General features: G+C 64.1%; 17 protein-coding genes, 1 tRNA gene and 3 pseudogenes. 9 read left to right on the top strand and 12 right to left on the bottom strand.

Translation table 11 applies throughout. The features are described 5' to 3' along the window. Positions 1-53: 53 nt before the first annotated feature. Positions 54-2,729 (bottom strand): hypothetical protein, encoded by a 2,676-nt coding sequence (locus ABC766_RS02600; protein WP_345821031.1) that lies wholly within the window; start codon positions 2,727-2,729, stop codon positions 54-56. 237 nt (positions 2,730-2,966) lie between these two features. Here ABC766_RS02600 and ABC766_RS02595 point away from each other — a divergent pair, with 237 nt between their 5' ends. The 4 genes from ABC766_RS02595 (at position 2,967) to ABC766_RS02580 (ending at position 8,593) form a co-directional block, all read left to right on the top strand. Then, positions 2,967-3,194 (top strand): hypothetical protein, encoded by a 228-nt coding sequence (locus ABC766_RS02595; protein ID WP_345821030.1) that lies wholly within the window; start codon positions 2,967-2,969, stop codon positions 3,192-3,194. A 366-nt stretch (positions 3,195-3,560) separates the two neighbouring features. After that, the gene (locus tag ABC766_RS02590) at positions 3,561-4,640 is read left to right on the top strand and encodes an efflux RND transporter periplasmic adaptor subunit (RefSeq protein ID WP_345821029.1); all 1,080 of its coding nucleotides are present in this window, start codon (positions 3,561-3,563) and stop codon (positions 4,638-4,640) included. Continuing rightward, positions 4,637-7,756 carry an efflux RND transporter permease subunit gene (locus ABC766_RS02585; RefSeq protein ID WP_043756346.1) on the top strand — a complete coding sequence of 1,040 codons (3,120 nt, stop codon included), beginning with the start codon at positions 4,637-4,639 and terminating at the stop codon, positions 7,754-7,756. The genes ABC766_RS02590 and ABC766_RS02585 overlap by 4 nt, the downstream gene beginning before the upstream one ends. A gap of 252 nt (positions 7,757-8,008) precedes the next feature. Continuing rightward, positions 8,009-8,593, top strand: a complete 585-nt coding sequence (locus ABC766_RS02580; protein ID WP_345821028.1) for a TetR/AcrR family transcriptional regulator — start codon at positions 8,009-8,011, stop codon at positions 8,591-8,593. A gap of 145 nt (positions 8,594-8,738) precedes the next feature. Here ABC766_RS02580 and ABC766_RS02575 read toward each other — a convergent pair. The 8 genes and pseudogenes from ABC766_RS02575 to ABC766_RS02540 all read right to left on the bottom strand — a co-directional run. Further along, positions 8,739-9,098, bottom strand: a pseudogene (locus ABC766_RS02575) (transposase); the annotation flags it as partial. After that, positions 9,095-9,385: a hypothetical protein gene (locus ABC766_RS02570; protein WP_345821027.1), complete on the bottom strand. Its 291-nt coding sequence runs from the start codon at positions 9,383-9,385 to the stop codon at positions 9,095-9,097. The gene ABC766_RS02570 and the pseudogene ABC766_RS02575, both read right to left, overlap by 4 nt. A gap of 481 nt (positions 9,386-9,866) precedes the next feature. Then, a complete protein-coding gene (locus ABC766_RS02565; protein ID WP_345821026.1) occupies positions 9,867-11,198 on the bottom strand; it encodes an SDR family NAD(P)-dependent oxidoreductase in 1,332 nt (443 codons plus the stop codon). Positions 11,199-11,207: 9 nt separating this feature from the next. Next, the gene (locus ABC766_RS02560) at positions 11,208-11,456 is read right to left on the bottom strand and encodes an acyl carrier protein (protein WP_345821025.1); all 249 of its coding nucleotides are present in this window, start codon (positions 11,454-11,456) and stop codon (positions 11,208-11,210) included. Next, positions 11,456-13,357 (bottom strand): HAD-IIIC family phosphatase, encoded by a 1,902-nt coding sequence (locus ABC766_RS02555; protein ID WP_345821024.1) that lies wholly within the window; start codon positions 13,355-13,357, stop codon positions 11,456-11,458. The genes ABC766_RS02560 and ABC766_RS02555 overlap by 1 nt, the downstream gene beginning before the upstream one ends. A 13-nt stretch (positions 13,358-13,370) precedes the next feature. Beyond that, positions 13,371-14,195 carry a WcbI family polysaccharide biosynthesis putative acetyltransferase gene (locus ABC766_RS02550; RefSeq protein ID WP_345821023.1) on the bottom strand — a complete coding sequence of 275 codons (825 nt, stop codon included), beginning with the start codon at positions 14,193-14,195 and terminating at the stop codon, positions 13,371-13,373. A 230-nt stretch (positions 14,196-14,425) separates the two neighbouring features. Continuing rightward, entirely contained in the window at positions 14,426-15,199 is a 774-nt protein-coding gene (locus ABC766_RS02545) for a methyltransferase domain-containing protein (RefSeq protein WP_345821022.1), read from the bottom strand. Positions 15,200-15,662: 463 nt separating this feature from the next. Further along, a pseudogene (locus tag ABC766_RS02540) lies at positions 15,663-15,935 on the bottom strand (integrase core domain-containing protein); the annotation flags it as partial. 215 nt (positions 15,936-16,150) lie between these two features. On the opposite strand from ABC766_RS02540, the gene ABC766_RS02535 reads away from it, so the two are divergent. Both ABC766_RS02535 and ABC766_RS02530 read left to right on the top strand, forming a co-directional pair. Beyond that, a complete protein-coding gene (locus ABC766_RS02535) occupies positions 16,151-17,365 on the top strand; it encodes an IS110 family transposase (RefSeq protein WP_427902310.1) in 1,215 nt (404 codons plus the stop codon). A gap of 349 nt (positions 17,366-17,714) precedes the next feature. Continuing rightward, complete coding sequence (locus ABC766_RS02530) at positions 17,715-18,992, top strand: IS110 family transposase (protein WP_345821020.1); 1,278 nt, start codon at positions 17,715-17,717, stop codon at positions 18,990-18,992. A gap of 238 nt (positions 18,993-19,230) precedes the next feature. Here the strand turns inward: ABC766_RS02530 and ABC766_RS02525 are convergent. Further along, positions 19,231-20,042, bottom strand: a pseudogene (locus tag ABC766_RS02525) (IS3 family transposase); the annotation flags it as partial. 27 nt (positions 20,043-20,069) lie between these two features. Here ABC766_RS02525 and ABC766_RS02520 point away from each other — a divergent pair. Next, positions 20,070-20,444, top strand: coding sequence for a hypothetical protein (locus tag ABC766_RS02520; RefSeq protein WP_345821018.1), 375 nt, complete (start codon positions 20,070-20,072; stop codon positions 20,442-20,444). Continuing rightward, positions 20,435-20,602, top strand: coding sequence for a hypothetical protein (locus ABC766_RS02515; protein ID WP_345821016.1), 168 nt, complete (start codon positions 20,435-20,437; stop codon positions 20,600-20,602). The genes ABC766_RS02520 and ABC766_RS02515 overlap by 10 nt, the downstream gene beginning before the upstream one ends. 529 nt (positions 20,603-21,131) lie before the next feature. Here ABC766_RS02515 and ABC766_RS02510 read toward each other — a convergent pair. After that, positions 21,132-21,296 (bottom strand): hypothetical protein, encoded by a 165-nt coding sequence (locus ABC766_RS02510; RefSeq protein WP_173009321.1) that lies wholly within the window; start codon positions 21,294-21,296, stop codon positions 21,132-21,134. 152 nt (positions 21,297-21,448) lie between these two features. Then, positions 21,449-21,525, bottom strand: a tRNA-Arg gene (locus tag ABC766_RS02505). 1,035 nt (positions 21,526-22,560) lie between these two features. On the opposite strand from ABC766_RS02505, the gene ABC766_RS02500 reads away from it, so the two are divergent. Next, the gene (locus ABC766_RS02500) at positions 22,561-23,655 is read left to right on the top strand and encodes an acyltransferase (protein ID WP_345821013.1); all 1,095 of its coding nucleotides are present in this window, start codon (positions 22,561-22,563) and stop codon (positions 23,653-23,655) included. Positions 23,656-23,670 lie beyond the last annotated feature (15 nt).

Below are 23,670 nucleotides of genomic sequence, written 5' to 3'. Positions count from 1 at the left end.
AGGCTCGATGGTATGACGCGATACGTTAAATAATCAGGCCTCGCCGGCGGCGATCAGCTAAATATTCCTCGCATGAACCCGCCGATTGGATTGCAGGTCAGTACTCCACGGAACTTCTCGAACACGTTGCCGCGTTCGATGTCGCGCTTGGCATTTTCCATGGCAAGCTTGACGTTGCTCTCGAACTTGACGTTCACGCTGATCCCGATCCCCAGCGCCGCGCCGAGGTTGACGCCGGCCGAGACCTTGCCGTCCCGGTAGCCCAGATCGACATCGGCCTTGACGCCGATCTTGCCGGCATACACGCCGCCGCCGACCTCTGCGCTTCCGCCGCCGGCCGACTTCACACCGACTGTCTTCTGCACACCGACCCCGGCGGCCGCCTCGGCGCCGACGCTGGCCTTCGCTCCGAGCCCCTCCTTGCCGAAGGGGTTGAAGTTGACCTTGACGTCGGCTTTCGCTTCAGCCTTCGCCCGAGCGAAGACCTCGAGATCGTCCTTGATTTTGACGTCGCCAATCTTGACCTCGTGCGTGAGGTTAGCTTTGGCCGAGACTTCGGCCGATACGGAGGCCTTCACGGAGACGCCGTCGAAGCCCAGGCTCGCGCCCGCCTTCGCCCCCACCTCGCCGTGCGCGGTCGCACTGATGCTCTGCTTGGCTTCGATGTCGCCGGCCTTGAGCGTCTCCGAGTAACTCGCCTCGGCGTGCGCGACCAGCTTGGCCGCGGCCTCGACGCTCGTCGTCCCTCCCGTTCTGACGACCTCTGCCTTCGCCTCCGCGCCACCCTCCGCATAGGCCTTCTTGACCTCGGTATGAACGGCGTCACCCCCGAGGCCGGTCGTCTTGACGTGCTCGGTGCCGGCCTGGGCCCGGATAGACGCTTCGCGCGTGTGCTGCGACCCGTACACCGACGTGAAATCGATCGCGTTGGTCGCAGTCTTGACCTGCGCGATGGTCTTGTCGACGTTCGTGGTCTTGCCGTCCACGGCCACGGTCTGGCTGATGCCGCCGGCGAGGACATTCTCCCTAGAATCCTCGTGATACTGCTTCCGGTCCTTCGCATCCTGTTTCGCGACATCCAGCAGAATGTCGCGCCCGAGGTCCGTTACCTTCTCCAAGCCCTTGTCCTTGGCCAAGTTCTTCAGCGCGTTGCGGTCATCCTGCTGAATCTTGTCCCGCGCAGCCTCGGGTTTGTTCACCTTCGCAAGCTTGTCCTCGGCGGTCTTGAGCGCCGCGGACTTGTCCGCCGCGATCTTGGCTAGGTCAGCGATGCCGGGCTTCTCGCTCACGGACTGTGACCGCGCTTTGCCGTCGGCGGGCAGTTGCTCCGCGGTCTTTTGGGCCGTCACGCTGGTCGCGCGCTCCCGCGGCTTGCCGTCGGCGTCCATGGCGCCGAGTGCCTTCTTGGCTGCGGACGCATCCGCCATCGCCTTGTCGACCGAGGCGTGATTGTCCTTGAGGGCTTGCTTGGCCTCGGCATATTTCTGCGCCGCATTTTCGGCGCGACTCGATGCGGTCTCCAAGTCCTTCCCGGTCTTCGCGGCAGCGTCCTTGGCCGTGGTGCTTGCCACGACGGCTTTGACCAAAGCCTCGCGGGCCTCGCTCGTGGCGACGGTCGGTTGCGTGCCCTCCTTCTTCGCGGAGAGCACGTCATCGGTGGTCTTGAACCCCTTCGGGTGCGCGGTGGGCGTCGCCTGTGCGGCACTCTTCAACGCCTTATCGGCATCGGCCTGCGCCTTCTCGCTGTGCGCGGCTGCAGTCGTATGGTTGGCCTCTGCCTTGACCTTCGCGCTGTCGGCCGCGTTCATTTCGGCCTTCTGAGCCGTCACGGACCGAGCGCTGTCGGCGAGCGTTTTCACAGCCATCTGGGCCGCCTCGGCGGACGCCTTCACCTCGCCGCGGGCCGCATCCTGCGCGGCCGCCTTCGTCGGTGCCGCGGCATGCTGCTCGACGGCTTTGCCGTAGCTGTCTGTCGCGGCCTCATGGGCGGCACGGCTCGCGTTGACGTCGCCTTGGGCGTGCTCGGCGAGCTTCGCCTGCGTTGCCTCGATCTTCCCTTGCCAGCCCTTGCTGGACGTCTCTCCCTCCGGCTTCCAGGTCACCTGCCCCTCTTCGTTGGCCTTGAGAAGAGAGCCCTTCGCCTCCGATCCGATCGAATAATATCCACCGGACGGGCCAGCCGTCTTGGTCTTCATCCCTTCACGGAATGATTTCTCGATATCGACGCCGAAGCTTCCGGAATCCTTGGTCTTGCCATGCAGATTGTCGATCTTGCTCGCGACATCCTTGAACATGGCGCTGCCCGACGCCGCCCGGTCCGCGACCTGCGCGGCCGTCAGCTCAAGGCGGGCATTGGTGCCGTGATCGAAGACGGTGACCTTGACCGAATCGAGGTCCCCCTTCTTGCCGGACACGTCGACATCGACTTTGCCAACGAGGCCGCCCGACGCGCCGTCCTGAGACGGTCCGTAGCTGATTTTGGCCTCGAACCGGCCTTCGACACCCATTGTGGTCTCGCTGCCAGTGATCTTGGGCGCTTGAGCGGAGAAGCCGATGGCTTCGCCGCTCACCGGTGCTGCACTCTCGGCGCCGGCGGTCAGCGCGGAGGCACGCTCACCATCCATCGGCTTTGCTTCGTTCGGCCGATTGCCGCCAATGATGGCTTTCAGCTGTTCAAGCGGAATCGGTCCGCCGTCCGGGTCAAAGGCAGCGTCGTCCTGTTTGTTCATGGCTGACCAGTCCCATCGGTAGCTTCATCAGGCGCTGATGCGCTTGTAACGCGCCTTGCTGAACAAAAATTTGCTTGGCGCTGCGCCCGACGCAGCGTCTTTCGACGTGACAAGCCCGTAACGATTCCTGACTCTAAGAAAGTGACATTGGACACCCCGACCGCCAGCAGGCGTCCTGTGCGATCCCGTTTCCAGAGGATTCGGAGCGAAAAGCCTCTGAACGGCGGCGGATGCCCCGTGACCGACGTGGTGCTCGCGGCCAACCTGCAGGACAACACGACGCCCGTGGGTAACGGACACGACCACGGCGCCTGGCTCCCCGGCTTCGGACGACCGCATCCGCACTGGCTCGGCTACACCCTCGGCTACCGGATCGTGGACGACGGGCTGGAGGCCGAGATGGACACCGGCGGCGACACCTCGGTCGACGTCCGACCGCGCGCAGTCATGCGCGCGCAGTCTTGAGGCGGCCTGGGGACGCATCCTGGCGAGCCTTTAACCATCGACCAGCAGGGGCAGATTCCCAAACCGAAGACGTCGGACGGCCGAGAAATGTCCGCTGCTGCGGAGCACAAATGCTGGCTCGCACGGCCTTGATGGTTCGATCGGCATAGGCTGAATGAGCCGAAAGCCGGACGACGGCTTTCCGCATTCCATCAACAACGACGGCCGTTCCCACGGAGCCAGAGTCGGAAGCTTCCCGGCTCGTGGCGTCGCGGCTGTCCGCCAGTGGCGCCTCCCTTCGGTAAGCCGCCATTGACGCCCGACGGGCCCTATAATAAATTACGACCATAATTTTTTTAGCGACTCGACGATCCCGGAGGGGAGCCGATGACGGTCAGATGGATAATCGGTATCGGCGGCCTCGGTCTGTCAGCCTGTTCGCCTGCCGAAACGGCCGTGGTGCCGGACCCGCCCTTGGTCCAGACCGTGGAGGCCGCTCCCGGAACGGCTGCGGTCGCTCGCTTCACGGGTGTCGTCCGTGCCCGGACGGAGAGCAACCTCGGCTTCCGGGTCGGCGGCAAGATCTTCGAGCGCCTCGTGGATCCCGGCGACCACGTACGCTTCGGCCAGCCGCTCATGCGCCTCGATCGGACCGACTTCACCCTGGCGCTCAACGCAGCCCGTGCCTCGGTCGAGGCGGCCCGCGCGCAGATGATCAAGGCCAAGGCCGACGAGGAGCGCAGCCGCAAGCTCGTGGGTGACGGCTGGACCTCGAAGCAGACCTACGACCAGAACAAGGCGGCTGCGGACGCGGCCATCGCCCAGTTCGCCAACGCGGAGGCTCAGGCGAGCCAGATCGCCAACCAAGCGGGCTATTCCGAGCTCCAGGCCGACGCGGACGGCGTCGTGATGGAGGTGCCGAGCGAGCCCGGCCAGGTCGTCGCCGCCGGGCAGACGGTGGTGAGGCTCGCCCGCGACGGCGCTCGCGAGGCGGAGGTGTTCCTGCCCGAGGGCAGCCGCCACCTCGCAACGGGTACGGCTTCCGCCACGCTCTACGCCGAGGGCGAGAAGACCTATCCGGCCCGGCTCCGGGAGCTGTCGGCCACGGCCGACCCGGCGACGCGCACCTACCGCGCCCGCTTCATCCTCTCCGGCGGCGGGGAGACGGCGCCCCTGGGGGCGACGGTCACGCTCCGTTTGAAGCCCGCGCAGGCGACGGCGCCGGTCTCCGTGCCGCTCGGGGCGCTGTTCGACCAGGGCGGAGGCCCGGCCGTCTGGCGCTACGACGCGCAGACGCAGACCGTCGCGGCGCAGCCCGTCGCCGTCGCGCGCCTGTCCGAGGAGAGCGCGGAAGTCGCCTCCGGCCTGAACCCCGGCGACCGGATCGTCGCCCTCGGGGCGCACCTGCTCAAGGCCGGCCAGAAGGTCCGGCTGGCGGGAACGCCCGTGACGGAGGCCACACGATGAACGCCTCGTCCTTCAACCTCTCGGCCCTGGCGGTCCGCGAACGGGCCGTCACGCTATTCCTGATCATCGCGCTGACCGCCGCCGGGATCTTCGCCTTCCAGAAGCTCGGGCGCGCCGAGGACCCGAGCTTCACGGTCAAGACCATGGCCGTCTCGGCCGCCTGGCCCGGCGCCACCGCCGAGGAGATCCAGCGGCAGGTCGCCGACCCGCTGGAGAAACGTCTGCAGGAACTCGTCTACTACGACCGGGTCGAGACGACCGTCCGCCCCGGCCTCATGCTGATGAAGGTGTTCTTCAAGGACTCGATGCCGCCGGCCGAGCTCCAGTCGGAGTTCTACCAAGCGCGCAAGAAGCTCTCCGACCAGGCGTCCACCCTGCCGCGCGGCGTGCTCGGGCCGCTGTTCAACGACGAGTTCTCGGACGTCTACTTCGCCCTCTACGCGCTTCAGGCGCAGGGTCTGCCGCACCGGCACCTCGTGCTGCGCGCCGAGGATCTGCGCCAGCGCCTGCTGCGACTGCCCGGCGTCGAGAAGATCAACATTCTCGGTGAGCAGGCCCAGAAGATCTTCGTCGAGGTCTCCTACCAGCGACTCGCGACGCTGGGCGTCACAGGCCAGCAACTCCTGGCGGCGCTGGCCAACCAGAACGACGTGACGCCGGCTGGCTTCATCGAGGCCGACGGCCCACGGGTCTACCTCCGGCTCGACGGTGCCATCGACGGCCTCGACGCGATCCGTAACCTGCCGGTGGCCGTCGGCGACCGCAGCCTCAAGCTCGGCGACATCGCCGAGGTGAAGCGTGGCTACGAGGACCCGAAGGTCTTCGCGATCCACAATGACGGCGCGCCGGCCCTGATGCTGGGCGTCGTCATGAAGCCGGGCTTCAATGGCCTCGGTCTGGGCGAGTCGCTCAATGCCGAGGAAGTGGCGATCCACCACGACCTCCCGACCGGCATCACCTTCACCAAGATCACCGACCAGGCGAAGGTCATCGACGACGCCATCCACGAGTTCATGGTGAAGTTCTTCACCGCCCTCGGTGTGGTGATCTTCGTCAGCCTCCTCGCCCTCGGCTTCCGGGTCGGCATCGTGGTGGCGCTGGCCGTGCCGCTGACCCTCTCGGCCGTGTTCGTGGTCATGATGGTGACCGGCCGCGACTTCGACCGCATCACGCTGGGCGCCCTGATCATCTCGCTCGGCCTGCTCGTCGACGACGCCATCATCGCCATCGAGATGATGGTGGTGCGCATGGAGGAAGGCGCCGACCGGGTCTCGGCGGCGACCTACGCCTGGAGCGCCACCGCGGCGCCGATGCTCACCGGCACCATCGTCACCATCGCGGGATTCCTGCCGGTCGGCTTCGCCGCGTCCACGGCGGGCGAGTATGCCGGCAACATCTTCTGGGTGGTGGCCTTCTCGCTCATTGTCTCGTGGATCGTAGCCGTGACCTTCACGCCCTATCTCGGCGTCAAGCTCCTGCCGGACATCAAACGCGTCGAGGGCGGTCACGACGCCATCTACGCCACGAAGAATTACCAGCGCCTGCGCCGGGTCGTGCGGCGCGCGGTCGACCACAAGTGGATGGCGGCCGGCATCACCGTCGCCCTATTCGCGGCCGCGGTGGTCGGGATGGGCAAGGTCGAGAAGCAGTTCTTCCCGAATTCGGAGCGCTCCGAACTTATCGTCGAGGTGACGCTGCCCACCGGCTCCGCGTTCGCGACCACCGAAGCGAGCGTCAAGCGGATCGAGGCGGCGGTGCGCGAACTGCCGGAGGCCCGCGAGATCACGAGCTACATTGGCCAGGGCATGCCGCGCTTCGTGCTGTCCTTCGATCCGGAACTGCCCGACCCCGCCTTCGCGCAGATCGTCGTCCAGACCGCCGACGCCCAGGCCCGCGACGTCTTGCGCGGCAAGGTGCGCCGGCTCGTCGACGAGGGCCGCTTCCCGGAAGCGCGGGTGCGCGTCCTGCAGATCGTGTTCGGGCCGCCGGTCCGCTTTCCGGTCGCTTTCCGGGTGGTCGGCCCCGACCTCGACGTCATCCGCGGCATCGCCGCCGAGGTGCGCGACGTGATGATGGCGAACCCCAACATGCGGCTCGTCCACCTCGACTGGGGCGACAAGACGCCGACCCTGCACCTCGCCCTCGACCAGGAGCGCCTGCGCCTGATCGGGCTGACGCCGAAGGAGGCCGGCCAGCAGTTGCAGAGCTACCTCAACGGCACGCCCGCGACCCAGGTCCGTGAGAACCTACGGTCCGTGGACGTGCTCCTGCGCAGCCCCGGCCCGGAGCGTCGCTCGCTCGGCGACATCGGCGACCTGACGCTCGCCACGAAGGACGGGCGGCAGGTGCCGCTTTCGCAGGTGGCGCGCCTGGAGAGCCGCAACGAGGACGCGGTGCTCAAGCGCTACAACCGCGAGACCTACATCCGCGTGCAGGGCGACGTGCTCGACGGCAAGCAGCCGCCGGACATCCACGCGCAGATCGTCCCCGAACTCGCCGCGATCACGGCCAAGCTGCCGCCGGGCTACCGCATCGACACGGCGGGCTCGGTGGAGGAGAGCGAGAAGGCGATGAAGGCGCTGGTCCTGGTCTTCCCGCTGATGCTGGTCGTCACCCTGACGGTCATCATGCTGCAGGTGCGATCCTTCACCACGATGTTCATGGTGTTCGCAACTGCGCCGCTCGGCCTCGTCGGCGCCGCCCCGACGCTCTTGGTCTTCCAACAGCCCTTCGGCTTCAACGCGATCCTCGGCCTGATCGCGCTCTCGGGCATCCTGATGCGCAACACGCTGATCCTCGTGGACCAGATCCATCACGACCGCGCGGCGGGCCTGTCGGACTACGAGGCCATCGTCGAGTCGACCGTGCGGCGGGCCCGGCCGGTAATCCTAACGGCAGCGGCGGCGATGCTGGCCTTCATCCCGCTCACCCACTCGGTGTTCTGGGGTGCGCTGGCCTACGTGCTGATCGGGGGCGTCGGCGTCGGGACCCTGCTGACGCTGCTGTTCCTGCCGGCCCTCTACGCCTTGTGGTTTCGGGTTCGTCGGCCATCCGGGGCCGAGGCCGCCAACCTCGGCAAGGTTGGCCCCGTCGCCGCGATGCCGGTCTCCCGATGAGGCCGTCGCGCCCCCGCGGAGCCGGCCCAAGCGATCGCACGCCCTCCCAAGGTCGCGTGCGATGATCCGGCGGGCCCGCAACCGCCCCCCCGCGGGCCCGCCGGAACCCTTTGCCGATCGCGCCGCCTTCGAGATGCGACGCAACCGGCGCGTTGGAACGGGCATCATGGCACGACGACATCCACCGGCCACTTCATAAATTACGAAAAACATCTATATTGATAGAAGTCGCGTCGGACGGAGGGTCAGCACATGCCGAGGGTTTCGCAGGAGCAGGCCAAGCTCAACCGTCAGCGCGTGGTCGAAGTGGCGGCGACCCTGTTCCGCGAGCGCGGCCTCCATGGGGTCGGCGTCGCCGACATCATGGGAGCCGCCGGCCTCACCCATGGCGGGTTCTACGGTCAGTTCGCCAACAAGGAAGCCTTGGCCGCGGAGGCGTTCGACACCGCGCTCGTCAACAATCGACGGGGGCCCTCCGACAGCCTCGTGTCCAATTACCTTTCTCTCGCCCACGTCCGCGCCCCTGGCGTAGGCTGCCCTATCGCCGCCCTCGCCAACGATGTCGCGCGGGAAGCCCCGGACAGTCCGGTCAGGTCACGCTTCACGCACGGAGTGCGCGGATTGGCGGCTTTGGTCGCGGAAGCCGTGCCAAGAACGGCAAAGAGGAAGCGGGAGCGCACGCTGTCCTCGCTGGCAACGCTCGTCGGTGCGGTCGTCCTCGCCCGCGCGGTCGATGACGAAGCGTTGGCGGAGGAGATCCTCTCGGCGGCACGGGCCTCGCTGGGTAGCGGAGCGCCCGAAACCCAAACGGCGATGAGCTTGTCCAACGACGGATAGCAGACGGCGAAGCGCCGGTCCGGCATGGCCCGACACGCTTTGCTGCTGTCATTTTATATTATGTATATAATCTATATGGTCACCGGCTGCGATTTTGACCTGACCGGTATCTTGGACCGAGCCCATTGAGCGACTGTCTTGCCGGTCAAGCGGTTTGCCATGGCGTTCCGTCTCTCAGGATGGCGTTGAGGATGGTGATCAGCTTCCGAGCAGTGGCAATCAGAGCAACGAGCTTGGGCTTGCCGGCCGCGATGAGGCGGCCACGGAAGGTTTTCAGCGCGGCGTTGTGACGGCTGGCCACCAGGGCGCCCATGAACAGCGCCGTGCGGACAGGCGCGCGACCGCCCGCGATAAAGCTCCTGCCGCGCCACTGACCGGATTGCCGCGTCCAAGGGGCCAGGCCGACCAACGCGGCGACTTGCTTTCGGTCAAGGCTCCCTAGCTCGGGCAGCTCTGCGATCAAAGTCCGCGCGATCGTCGATCCAATACCAGGCATAAAGGTCATTCGATGGCATAGACACCATCGTCAGGCCGCCCAAAAAAAGCGAATGCAACATCTTCTGCTTCATCGGTGAAGCCAACGACATCGATATCAGGACGAAGCGCCCAATTGCCGAAACAATTTGCTTCGAGCCAAGTTTGCGCCTCGGCAATGAAAACATGCGCCTTGCGAAAATTAAGCTTTAGTTCGATAGTAAGCGGCCATTGATTTCGAAAATTTCGTGTACTTTGTTCACGCATGCGGGCGACGGCGCTATGAACTATTGCCAGAACGGCTTCAGGGCTTGTCATGCAATTATTTAAAAGAAATTAAGCGCTCAGCACTTCATCGCATTGACTTTGCTAGATCGATCGTTTTCGACGAGATGTCCTCCGCAGGCATCGGCTTTTACATTCGGCATCTGCCATCAAGTTGATCCACGCCCTATCTGATCGCTGTCGGGGTCGATGTCTAAGCAACGCCGAAGTGTCGACCCCTGCACCGTCTCCGAACAGTGCGACGTCACCGCTCCATGACCGCCAGAGCTGTCGGTCGGTGAACGCTGGAATCATGTGGCAGGCAATCAACAAAATTTACGTCACGAATCGACATCGCTGTCGATGACGCCGCGACGGCAGCGAAGCCATGCACGTAGAGGATTAAGTCCAAACCTGCCCACCTCCGCTCAACATCGACGTCAGCGATCTATTGACTTGGTTGAGGCTCCGGGTTGGGCAGCGATCGGTCGTCAGGCTGAAATAGTTTTAAGTTACGAAGCGGGGTGAGAGCCGCCTACGAGACGGCTCGGATCGCCGCGAGCATTTCGTCGACGGCTGATCCCGTCTCCACCGGTTGGACGCTCGACGTCTGGTCGGTTGGAAGCCTCGGTAGCCGCCGGATCGTTGCCTTGACGTTCTTGAGCATCCTCGGGAGATCGGCACAGAGCTGTTCACCGGCGGCCTTGGCCATAGCGTACTCGGTCAGGCCAGCGGGTCGCTCCGTCACCGCGATCGTCGACGGATAGAAGACGTTGAGCTTCTGCTGCCTGCTAAAATGGGTGCAGAGGTCGTAGAAGGAGTCGACGTAGAACCCCATCATTTGGCCCAGCAGGCGCCTGTCGAAGCCCTTGCCACGCTTGCCGAAAATGAAGGGGGTCGCGAAATAGTAGAGCTGGTCGAAAACCTGCGGGGCATCGAGCTGCTGCGTCGGCAGGTTGCGCACGTCGAGCTGCTTCACCGCGCAGGACCCACCGGCCGCGCGGATCTCGCTCGCCACTCGCTGGGCGTCGACGTCACCGGTGGCGTAGGTGATGACGACGTCGGCCCCACCGAGAGACAGGAGCTTTGCCGTGATCTCGCCGAGCCCGCGCGAGCCGCCGACCACGAGGGCTTTGCTCCCGGAGAACTCATCCGGCGAGACCAGCCCCCGCAGCTCGTCACAGCTCGGTTGATCAATTGGCGGCGGCCGCCGGAAAGCGGTGACCTGCCCCCTCAGGATCTGCCCGGTGACGCTTATGGTGATGCGGTTGAAGCGTTCATCCTCGTGCGCGATCTCGAACCGCATACCCAGGGGTACATCCCCGGGCTCCCGAAGGATGTTGAAGCCGCTGAAAATCGAGTGCAGGCCCGGCTCGACCATGCCGACCAGTTTCGACAGCCCGGCGAGTTCCTGTAGGAAGGCGCCTCCCAACACCGCTGCCGCCTCTGGGAACGCCTCCTCAAAGAGGGCGGGCGTGGCCTCCACCGCGAACGAGTGCTTCTCGTGTTCCGATGAGTGCCTGCCCTCGACGGCGGGCCCGAGGTCGATGCGGGTGACCACGGTCTCGTCAACGAGGATGTCGAGGGAGAACCCCTCGCCGCGGCTCTGGCGCTGCCGGAGCACACAGCGATCGCCGACGTAGATCATCCGCTCGAAGCGCACGGACAGGGCCCCGAAGTCCCTCAGATGGCCGCCAGCGGCGTTTAGGGCCCACAGGACAGCGTGGACGCCGTGAACCACCGGATAGCCTGCCTGGGTCCGCCTTGCGGCCACAGGGTCCATGTGCATCGGGTTCTGATCCCCGGACAGCTTCGCGAAGGCGATCTGATCCTCGGGGAGGAAGGTACGTTCGGCGAGGTCGTTCATGGGCGCACCTCAGCGCTCGGCGAGCTTGGACTCGATCAGCTCGGCCAGCGACCCGACGGTCTTCAGCTTCTCGATCTCCCGCGTGCTCATCCGAATGCCGAAGCGCTCCTCGACCGCGAGCAGGATGTTGATGTGGTTCGAGGAGTCCCAGCCCTCCACATCGTCGGCGGTAGTCTCAGGCTTGAGGTCGATCGTGTCATCAGCGAGGAAGTCACGAAATATTTCGTTGAGCGCTGCGTAGATCCCGTCCGCTTTCATCAGTTCGTCTCCACGATTTTCATGGGAAAGTCTGGGCGATCGCGTCCATGCAGGTAGAACGACCAGCGCGTCGTTTCGCCTTCACCGCCACTGTCCGCATCGAAACCGAGGTGCGGGTAGTGGTCCTTGACCATTCCGTTCTTCGGAGTCGGCCGGTACTCCCCGACGAGGAACCGCGCTCCGAGACGTCTGGCTTCGCCAGCGAGCACGTCCAGGGTCGCCTCCTCAACCCGCCGCTTGAGCACGCGGCAGCTCATGAGCCACGTATCGATCGCGAGTTCATCGCCCTGCATCTTGCCGATGACGACGGCGATCAATCCGTTGTCGCCGAACCGATCCTTGAGGCGGAAGTGCAAGCCGACGGCGCCGACGTCGGCCATGATCGCGCAGACCTCATCCTCGGTGTAGCGCTTCGTCGTCAGGTTGAACTGGTTGGTCTTGTTGATGAGCTGGACGATCCGCGTCAGGTTCGTGGCGTCGAAGCGACCCCATTCCAGAACCATGTCCAGGCTTTTAAGGTAGGACTCGACGTCGGTCGCGTCTGAGGCCGCAGCCTCCCGCTCTGCGTTCTGGCGGTATTGCTCGGTCCGGCCGAGATCGTCCGCAGTGAGCGCCACCCCCTCGAAGTAGCCCGCATCGGCGAGGCATTGCGGCACCAGTGCGGGATCCTCGGGGACCTCGGGCGTCGCCACCATCGGCAGCGCCGTTCGCACCAGATTGCGCTCGAATGGATTGTCGTCGACGAACACGAGGCTGTCGAGGCCGATATTGAGCCGCCGGGCGATCTCGCGGATGTTGGCCGCCTTGTCGTCCCAGTTGGCGAGGAAGCAGGCCACATCCTTGCGCCGGATCGCCATCTCGGGATGCCGATCGAACGGCTCAAGGGCGTTCGCCTCGTCATTCTTCGAGCAGACGGCCAGGATGATGCCGCGACGGGCCTGTTCGAGCCCGTAATGCTGGACCGCCAGGAAGGCTTCACCCTCGGCGTCCCCGTTGCCGATCACGATCCTCTCGACGCCGTCGTCGCCGACGACGCCACCCCAGAGGGTATTGTCGAGATCGAATACGAGGCACTTGGACGAGAGGCCCTGGCGAGCTGCCAGGACCCGGGCCACGTACTCGCCGTAGATCGGCGCCATCGACGGCGAAACCTCCTGCTTGGCACGGTGCCAGAGCATGGGGTTGTGCCACGCCTCGATCCCGTATCGGACGGCGCCGTCATCAACGGCGACGAGGTCTACGCCCGCGCTCTCGGCGCGATTGCGAAGCTCAGAGTTGAGCCGCGTGATGAAGCGGTGCCGCGAGCCCGGCATCCTGTGCTCGTTGCCGCCGAACAGGGGCGGAAATACAGGCAAGACGGTCTGCTGGATCACACGGCAACCGAGCCGATCCTGCGCCACTTGCCAGAGCATATGCAGGTGTGCGACCGCGTGGGCTGGCCCGTTGTCAGCGCTGGCGATGTCAGGGAGGTCCGGAACGCCCTGAGTGAGATGTCGGGCATCAAGAGCCAGTAACACAGCGTCGGGAGCAAACGCGCGTAGTGCGTCGCTCGGCGTCTCAAGGTCGGTGACATACTGACCGTAGTCACCCTCCAGAAATGTGATCCAAATCCCACGGCGAAGGGCAGCGACCTTGATCGACGGCAGGAGATGGGACGTTGTTGACGAGCCGAGGACGGCGAGACGTACCGGCCGTGTAGACAGATGCGAAGGTGCCTCAGGGAAGCGCTTCGTAAGCGAGTGAGCGAGCCTCGTAATACCAGCGTGATCAAGGTTCGTGAGCGACAGCGCTCTTAATTCCGACCAAGCCCGAATGGGATCAGAGTCTGTCGTAGCAGCGGAAGCACGCTGGCGCCAATCCTGCGGCGGGATGGGAAGCCAGTGAAGACTTGCAGATTTCATAATATATAATATCTCAGCCTAGGTGATGAATGTACATTTTTGTATATTCTTCCCACGTAGGATGTCCCAGCGGAGCGTAGTGATAACGCCTGTCAGGCTGAGCCCAATCGAGACCTAATTGGTCAGCGACCATGGGGTGAATCGGAACTTGCATAGTACCCCACCCGTCAAGCGAAGATGGATCGGGTAGATGTATAGATAATCTCAGCTTATCGCAGCAATAGGACATCAACTCGCGATACAGCAATCCACTCGGATGGCCCAGCCAATGAAATAATTGCTTTGATCTTGCGTTTTGGCGCAAATATGCACCGAGCGCACATCCATAAGTTTGATCTAGATTTTCTAAGTTTTCATTTTCCATCTCAAGAAGTCGAGTGAAATTTTTTACTAGTCCGCGAACGTTCAAGTCTCGATAGGCATTAAATCGAGCCCCATGATCGGCAATCTCATTGCGGAGCTTCGCGAGGACGCCATCAGTGAAACGAACAGGCCCTCCGCGGGCTGCGTCAGCTTCTGCGATTGTGTCGCGGCCGTAGATTAGACCGTCAAAGGGCCAGAACGCCCGCCGAAGCAGATTGGGATAGCCGACGCGATGGACGCTATTCGGCACGAGCGTCCGCTCGAAATTCTCGGCTTCGGCAATGCCTTGGATGAAAATTGTGTCGGCAGCCTCGACCATTTTCATCATTTCAGGGCCTGGGACCGGAGTGATGTGAAAAGCGATAGGGTGAAACTCGAAATCATCTTTCAAAACCTCGACAGACGAGAAGAATCCGGCGAGATCAGTGGCGTTGCAATTGCCAGCAAATATAATTATCTTTTTAGATGATTTCATGGCTTTAATCTTGTTTTTGGATGTCGGACCGCAGATTGTTGTCTGCGTCTCTCGATCGTATAGTATTAACACGCGCTTTGTATGACAACCCCATTTTCGTCGAGCCCGTGTTATGCAATTTTAATTTTCGATATGCCGCATATACGGCCCGAAATTAGTGTTGCTGTCGACGGCGACGACAATAGCTCAGGATATGTGTCAGACATAGGCATGTGCTACGGAGCTAAAATTCAGACTTTTGTGGCAAACAGCATATTGCCACATGCAAGTTCAGCGAAGGCTTCTTTGGATAATGCGTTGAGAAATTTCCACCAAAGTGGATCTTGCTGTGACATCGAGACTAGATCGCTGACAGTCATCTGTGTGAATTCGTGCCTCAATGCCGGATCATTTAGATTGTGTGCGAAACGGCCAAGCAACCATTGTATGCTGTAAGCTGCTGTTTGATGCGCTCCAGTGAAAGCATGATCAACTTCGAACCCTTCATCTTCAAAGATCGAGGTAAGTCCTTCGCGTGTCGCATTGAAAAAGTGCGACGGATACCCATGCACAGGCTGCAGAAATGGCCAATCAATAAAAACTTGTCCGCCGGGTTTCAGCATTCGACGCATTTCCTGAACGACAATCCAGGGTTTTCTGGTATGTTCCAGGACTGCGAAGCATCCGATGCCGCGGAGAGAAGCGTCTCTTATGGGATATCGACAATTTGGCTCAACTATAAGGTCCGCAGATGCTGATGGATACACCTCAACATAGAGGACGTTATCCAAAGTGACCGCGCGCCTGCCGCAGCCAAGATCCATGAATAATTCGTCCGGCAAGGCTTTTGCTAAATTATCAAAGCTCTCGACTGAGTGATTTGCGCTTTCTTGTGCATAATCTTCAATATTAAAGTGCTTATCCGTCGTGTATGCCGGAAAGCGCGGCGGATCTATATTGTCGTATGGCGCCGACAATATTTCACGAAAGCGCTCGTATTTTTGATCTCGGGCGATAGACATCATCATCCGATCTTCAAGTATGCTTTGTTATAGCCACCCTTATCCCACCGCTATCATGGCGGCTTAAAGCCTGTCGATATAATTTTTCATCTTGAGGTTGCGACGAGAGCATCTGCCAGGACCCAACCATAGGTAGATACGTGGGAATTCTGCACACGCATCTGATGCACAAAGACTTTTCGGCGCTGTTGCCAATTGCAGACACCGATCGACTTTTGCCATGTGGACGACGTGAGGGGTCAAGATAGGCACCTCATCTGCGGTGAACCTATTGCAAGAGCCGACCCAAACTCGTTGAACCATCTATGCGCGGTCGCTTCGAAGGAACCCTATTTTTCTTCCGAATGCCCGGTCGGTGATGGCGCAAAATCTTTGCTTTATGACAATTCGTCAATATTTAGCTTCCGTTGCCACTTGTAGGGCGCCTACGACATTCGATCTGACCTTGCCCCGTGTTTGCCCCCGTTCATAACCAGAGTCCGTTCTGGTTCTGGTCCTGTTGGGACCGGGTTGCAAACGCGTTCTGGGTGAGCCCATCGAGGCTCGTGTGGGGGCGGCAGGTGTTGTAGTCGACCCGCCACGCCTCGATGATTGTCCGGGCCGCCGGCAGGCTCCGGAAGAGATGCTCGTTCAGGCACTCGTCGCGCAAGCGCCCGTTCAGGCTTTCGACAAGACCGTTATCCGGTATGTACCTGTGCGGTGCCTTCTCGTTCCGCTGCTCTCCCCGGAGAACGGCATTATGGTGAGCCCATCTGGGACGCGGGGCACCGGGAGCACGAAGGTGCGGGCAGGCCGTCGATAGACAGTGGGCTGAGAGCCCGAACTCGTTACATGGCCGCCCCTTGCGACTTTCCCGGATGCGCTGCGAGCGCGGATCAGTAGGTGTCGTGTTGCCCGCCAGCTCCCGTTTTTGTCGACGAACCATCATGGGGAGTGGGCATGCGGATTATCGGACTGGATATTCACCGCGCCTTCGCGGAAGCGGTAGCGTGGGATGATGGCAAGCTGAGGCGGCTGGGTCGCGTCGACATGCGTCGCGATCTTCTGACCGCCTTCGCTGAGCAACTTTCGGCGGATGACGTCGTGGTCGTTGAGGCCACCGGCAATGCCTCGGCCGTTGTGGCGGTTCTCGCGCCGCACGTGAAGAAGGTGGTGATCGCCAACCCGATGCAGGTGCGGATGATCGCGCATGCCAAGATCAAGACCGACACGATCGACGCCGGCGTGCTGGCGCAGCTCTACGCGAGCGGGTTCCTGCCGGAGGTGTGGGTTCCAGACGAGCCGACCCAGGCGCTGCGCCGGCAGGTTACCCGCCGCAACCAGATCGTCCGGCAGCGATCCCGGCTAAAAAACATCATCCAGTCGATCCTGCACAGCCACCTGATCCCATCCTGTCCCCACGCTGACCTCTGCGGGGCCAAGGGCCGGGCCTGGCTCGTCGAACAGGTCGTGCCAGAGGACGAACGGCTCGCGATCGAGCGGCACCTGCGCGAGTTTGACAGGCTTGGCGAGGACCTGAAGGTCATCGAGCGCGATCTCGCCCGTTCGGCCCTCGCTGACGAAAGCGTCAAGCGACTGATGACGGTCCCCGGCATCGACATGGTGGTGGCGCTTGCGTTGACAGCGGCCATCGGCGAGGTGACCCGCTTCGACGAGCCGCAAAAGCTTGTCAGCTACCTCGGTCTGAACCCGAGCGTGCGGCAATCAGGACCGGGACCCGCGCACCACGGCCGGATCACCAAGCAGGGTCGCGGTCACGCCCGCGGCATGTTGGTCGAGGCCGCCTGGGCCGCAGCCCGCGCTCCAGGCCCACTCCGAGCCTTTTTCCTGCGGGTCAGGGCGCGACGCGGCCAGCACGTTGCCGCTGTCGCAACCGCCCGCAAGCTCGCGGTCGTGATCTGGCATCTTTTGACCAAGAGCGAGAGCTACGTCTGGGCCCGCCCCTCGCTTCACGCGAAGAAGCTTCGCGATCTTGAGCTGAGGGCCGGCTACAAGGCGGCTCGCGGTCAGAAGGGGGCAGCTCACGCCTACAACAGCAAGAGCCACCGCGATGGGGAGCGGCGCTGGGTCGAACAGGCTGAGACGGTCTACGCCCGCTTCGTGACGGGCTGGAATCCGCAAGGGCCCAAGAAGGTGCGCACGGGCGCCGCAACTGAGGTGCGCCGATAGAGGCTGCGCGGCAGGGCTCCCACCTCACGCCCTGCTCTTCGCCACGCGGTCGCCCGTGCGCCAGCCGAAAATAGCGCAGATCTACGAAGAAAGCTCTTGTCGATTACATCAGTCTGCTGCGGCTTGCCGGGGGCGATCTAGTGCCACTCAACCGTACGCTCCTCCTGCCAGCGCAGGATGGCGTGCGAGGTCAGCTCGGTGCCGTAGCACATCGGGAAGATGGCTCGACGGTTCTGGGGCGGCGCGCGAAGCCGTGCTGAGCGCAGCGCGCCGCCCTAGGCGGTCATGGTCGATCGGCAGGTCTCTAGAGTGACGGTGTTCGAAGCCTCATTCCGGAGACGGATCGACCATGACCAGACCACAGCTTACGCCGCCGGCCGGCGTTCTCGTAGCCATCGACGTCGCAAAGGCCCGCAACGAGGTCCTGATCGAGGTGCCCGGCTCCGGCCGACGACGCCGGTTGAGCGTCCTCAACACCCGCGCCGAGCACGACCGCCTGATCGCGCTGCTGTCGGACCTCGGTCAGCCGGTGACCTGCGGCTTCGAGGCCACCGGCAACTATCACCGTCCGATCGCCTGGCGCCTGCTCCAGGCCGGCTTTGCCGTGCGCCTGATCTCCTCCGTGGGGCTCGCCCGCACCCGCGAGGCCCTGCACAACGGCTGGGACAAGAACGACCCGAAGGACGCCCAGGTCATGCTGCACATGATCCGCATCGGCACCTCGCAGGTGTACCACGACCCGCTCGCCGCCGGCATCAACGACGTGCAGGAACTGTCCAAGACGCACGACGCCGTCTCGAAGGCCAAGACCGAGGTGCTGCATCGGATCCTGACCCACTACCTGCCGCTGTACTTCCCGGAGGTCGACCGCTTCCGCCACAACAGCCGCTCGGACTGGTTCTTCGCCTTCCTCGATCGCTTCCCCACGCCCGCCAGCATCACCGCGCTGAGCAAGGAGGCCTTCATTGCCGCCGCCTGGGATGTCGTCGGGCGCAAGGTCGCCAAGGCGCAACTGCTCGGCGACATCTACGAGACGGCCCGCAGCTCGATCGGCCTGCCGGTGCCGCCTGACGCTCCGGCGGTGAGCATGTTCCGGCTCGTCATCGGCGAGGTGCGCGGGCTGATCCAGCAGCGCGACGCCATCGAGGCCACGGCCGACGCCCTCCTGACGGACAGCTCCGACTACAAGCTGCTGCGCCGCATCCCCGGCATCGGCCCGATCAACGCCCTGACCATCCTGGCTGAGGCCGGCGACCTGCGCCGCTTCGGCCATCACCGGCAGTTCCTGAAGTTCTGCGGGCTCGATCTGGCCACCCAGCAATCCGGCACCTTCCGTGGCCAGACCAAGCTGTCGAAGTACGGCAACGCCCGGCTCCGGCGTACGCTCTGGCTGGATGGGCAGGTGGCCATCCGGCAGCGGGAGAACGGCTTCCGCGACAAGTTCGAGCGCTATATCGCCTGCGACCGGCACAATGCCGACCTGCGGCGCAAGGCGCTGACCGCGATCACCGCCAAGATGGCGCGCGTGGTGCACGCCGTCATCAAGACCGGTGCCGATTACCGGCCCTTCGTCGAGGGGCCGGTGCCAGGTGGGAGAACCCCTCTCAGCAGAGCCGTGAGGGCGTGAGAACCACGACCCTGTAGACAATGCTCGGGTCTCCTGCCTGGATCGACATCTCGTGTTGAGGACGGTGAGGACCACGGCGCCACGTGCATCGGCTGGATCCTGTGTTCGCTATGGGCGAGAGTTCTTCCGGATCGGCAGGAGCCGCCTGGATCGACGTTGACGACAAACACACCGCGGGCGCATGTTCGCGGACGGAGACGTGTTGCCCGATCAGCCGTCCTTCCTCGCTACGTAGGACGTTGTCGACCCGCAGGCTCTTGGGCCGCCCCCGCAGCCGGACCAGGGCGTCCAGGGTCTCGGTCACCTGGAAGGCGCGGAAGTTGGCTTTCGGTGTGAGCGAGAGCGCCTCTCGCGTATGGCAATCGACCACCGTCAGGATCCGGAACGGACGTCCGTCGAACAGGCGATCAGACATGAAGTCCATGGCCCAGACCTCGTTGGGTCCACCGATGGCCGGCCGCCCTTGCCGGTAGCGCCAGGCCCGTTTGCGCTTGGGCAGCTTGGGCCGGATCGACAGTCCCTCGTCCCGGTAGATCCGGTAGGTGCGCTTGTGGTTCACCTCCCAGCCTTCCCGCCGCAACAGGATGTGCAGCCTTCGGTAGCCGTAGCGCGCCCGTGCGGCAGCGAGTTCCTTCAGCCGCATTCGCAGCGCCACCTGCGGGTCGGAGCGCTTCCTGTAACGCTGGGACGAGCGGCCGAAACCGGTGGCTTGGCAGGCCCGACGCTCGCTGATGTCGTAGGCCACCTGCAGGTGACCGGCGACCTCGCGGCGAGCGGCGGGCCTCACCACTTTCGCTTGAGCACATCCTGCAGCATGGAGCGGTCCAGCGTCAGGTCGGCCACCAGTCGTTTGAGCTTGCTGTTCTCGTCCTCCAGCTGCTTCAGCCGCCGGATCTCCGGCACGCCCATGCCGACGAACTGCTTCTTCCAGCGGTAAAACGTCGGCTCGGACACGCCCATCTTCCGGCAGACTTCGTCCACCGTCGCGCCGTTCTCCGCCTGCCGCAGGGCAAAGGCGATCTGTTCGTTCGTAAAGCGTTTGCGAGGCATGGCATCCACCCTCCTTCAGGGTTCAGGATGCCCGAAAATCTTGCGCTCGGCGCGGACCAGTTTGCTGGGTCAGGGTCACTCGCGGCTCCACTGGCCTCCGTGCCGGCTATCGCCTCCCCGACGTCCGACCTCGCTGAGGCTTGCAATGAAGCGGCCAAGAGATGGGCGTATGCCACGGACCGTCGTCATCCGGCCGAGCTTTTCACGGATGAAGAAATCGACGTAGAGATTAACCACTGCACCACTGTCTTAGAGCGGTGTATTCAAGAGCCGAGCCAAAGCTTTTCAGACCTTGCCGCGAAGGCGCGGCTGATGATTGCGGAGCACGACGACGGCGACCAATTCGTAGGGCACCGCGCGCTCATCGTCCTGTTGAAAGAGGTGGTGGCGCTATGCGGCTGATCTATGCCTTCCTCGCGGTCCGGATGCTTCGGCTCGCCCGCTTCGATCTCGCCCGGTCCGACATGCTGCACCGAAGCGCCGATGAGGCCTTCGAGCGGTCGCGCGATCGAGTCCGCCTAGCGGAGGTCCTGGCCGCGCGGGCGGAGCTGACCTCCTAAGTTTGACTTAGGGAGATGGCATTTCACCACCTCCTTCAGCGTCCACGCCCGCTATCCGAAGGATTGAGGGACCACCAGGCGGCGGGCGTGGAGGTCAGTGGCGCGGGGCTGCCACTGACTCAGTCAGACCATGCTGAAGTAGGCAACCAGCGACGGTCTTAAGGTGTGCGTGGTCGGTTCAAGTGGCAGACTTTGCCACTTGGGCGACCGAGGGTTTGGCAAGGCGGGGAGAGCACCCACGTCCGCTGACCTATCGCCCGAAGAGGGTGTGGCGATCACCGCGGACGTGGGCTGTCGAAGGCCCCATCCAGCCCCTCGACTACTGTACTTAACCTAGATCGTGCCGATCTTCGAATGGGGCGACAATCCCAGGCATCCACGCCCGCCTTTGTCGCTGAGGGGCGAACGGTAGGCGGACGTGGACGGCCAGCCCGAAGCCGGCGGCGGCGGCCTAATGTAAGTTAGTAAGCATATCAATCCGAAACCTGCAGCCCTTCCCACGAACGCCGCTCGCGCACCCGGCGTGAGACTACCCCTTCGCGACGCACACGGTGATCGCGGAAGCGCCAGCAAACGGACGGCCAGAGTCGGCGATCGCCTTCGACGCCGCTTGGCACGCTTCCTTGGTGTTGAACTCAACGGATCCGACCGACGCGCCGGATCCAGCCAGCATGATGATAAGCACGTAGACCATCGCATCCTCCTCAGTTCGAGGATGCCACCTAGGCCACAGAACGCCGCTCGCGCATCCGGTGCGGGCGGCAAACTCCACCGGGGTCCAAGAGCGTTTATTGGACAACGCTTGGACGGGAAGAGCTAGCGATTGAGCTAAGTCATTGATAAGATTGGCGCACCCGACACGATTCGAACGTGTGACCTTTGCCTTCGGAGGGCAACGCTCTATCCAGCTGAGCTACGGGTGCTGGCCGTGGCCATTCCCTAGCCCAAGCGCGCGAGGAGCGCAACGGCGGCGATACGATCACGCTCTGCCTCCAATCGCCTCGACGGGGACGTCGCGGGGGCTCCTGCGGCCAAGGTCGCAGGTTCGACGCGTGTCGGGAGCGCGTTTCGCTTCGAAAGCGTTGCGTCCCCGACCTTCGCCTACAGCCAGACCGATGCCGGCTTCGCGGTCCACGGATCCGACGAGGGCACGGAGGGTTGGGGATCAGGGTTGGGGACGAGGGCTCGGCCGAGGTCGACGGGGCGGCCTCTCGACCGCAAGACGCTGTTCCACCTCGATCAGGACGAGCAACGGTCGGTACGGAGGCGCGGCGCGCGCTGGAGCCGCGACGTCGCCCCCGACACGCGCGACGAGGGACGGCGCTTCCAGCATCCGCGTCGTGGTCGACGGTAGCTCGCGGGCGTGCGCGGCGCTTGGGACGACCATGCGGGTGGCGACAGAAGGCACACCCGTGTCGGCACGCCGGATCGTCCAGGACGTCACCCGCGCGGCAGCGGAGGTGCCGATACCGACACGAGCCCGACAGGCTGGATCTCGCGCGGCACTTGGGGTGGTGTAGGGAGGAACAGTGCCGTTGAAGGCGCACGTCGATCGTGCCGGACCGCCGGCCCGGCCCGACGGACGCGGCTTTCAGACGCGGCTTGCCCGCTGCGGAAGGCGGTCGCGGCGAGTTGCCCGATGAGGCCCAACGGCGCCGGGGGCGCGCCACACGCGATGACCGGCAGTTCGGCGATCGGCTCAGAGACTGAATTCTATCGCAGCCCTCAGCACCTTGGAGGGCCGGCCCCTCCAGCTTCGGAGGGCGACGCGCTGTCCGGCCGAGCTGCGGGCCCGGGCCACGGCCATGCCCTGATCCGACTGCGTCGACCGTGCAACGGCGCCCGTCCCATCGCGCGGCGCCGCCCGATCCCCATCCGGTGTGGCGCCGGCGTCCTTGCCTTCGCGCGCCGCTTCTTGACCCCTGAACACCGGGCAGAGGGGTCGGGAGCGAACAGCGGTGGCGGAGGTGACGGGCGGCCGGGATCCGCGGGCGAACAATTTCGGGTCCCTGCGCCTCCTGTTCGCGACCCTCGTGATCCTGGCCCACGCCCCCGAACTCGTGGACGGGAACCGGTCGCGCGAGTTGCTGACGCAGGCCTTCGGCACCCTGTCCCTCGGGGAGATCGCCGTCGACGGGTTCTTCCTCGTGAGCGGCTACCTGATCACCGCGAGCTACCGCGCCAAGCGCTCCTTCGCGGATTACCTGATGCGGCGGGCGCTGCGGATCTACCCGGCCTTCGTGGTGGCGTCCCTGCTCTGCATCGCCGTGGTCGCGCCCCTGGGCGGCGGCGACCTCGCGGCGGCCTCGCCGCTGGAGGCCCTGGCGCGGCTGTCGCTGCTCCTCATGCCGGTGGTCCCCGGCACCTTCGCCGGGCTGCCCTATCCGCTGCTCAACGGATCGATGTGGACGATCCCCTGCGAGTTCGGCTGCTACCTGCTGCTCGGCCTCGTCGGCACCGCCCGCGCCCTGCGCCGGCGCGGGCGCTATCTCGGTCTCCTCACGGGTCTCGGCATCCTCCTCGCCCTGCGCTGGCTCTACCTGCCCATCGGGCATCCAGGGGATGCCCTCGGCTCCCTGTCGGAGATGATCCGCCTCACCTTCGTATTCTGCTGCGGCGGCGCCTTCCGGCTCTTCGCCGACCGGATCGCCTACACGCGCCGCGGCGCCGGCCTCGCCGCCCTGCTGCTGGTGCCGCTCCTGTTCAGCCGGCCATTGGCCGAGCCGGCCTTCGCGCTCCTCGGCGGGTATCTGATCTTCTGGTTCGCCTTCGCGGTGCGTCCCAATGCCCTCAGCCGCGCCACCGCCCAGATCGATCCGTCCTACGGGCTCTACCTCTACGCTTGGCCGCTGCAGAACCTGCTGATCGCCCGGATCCCCGGCATTTCCCCTTGGGCGGTCGCGGCCCTGGCGCTCGGGGGCGCCATGCCCCTCGGCCTGCTGAGCTGGTTTCTGATCGAACGGCCGATGCTCCGGTTCCGCGCGGGAACGGGCGCCGCCGCAAGCCCCGAGCCCGGCCCCATCCCGGCGGCGCGTCCGGCGCTCAGCGCCTAGCGCCGGACGCGCCGC

It is taken from the genome of Methylobacterium fujisawaense (assembly GCF_039619325.1).
Taxonomy (GTDB): domain Bacteria; phylum Pseudomonadota; class Alphaproteobacteria; order Rhizobiales; family Beijerinckiaceae; genus Methylobacterium; species Methylobacterium fujisawaense.
This window is presented reverse-complemented; position numbering and strand designations above follow the sequence as displayed.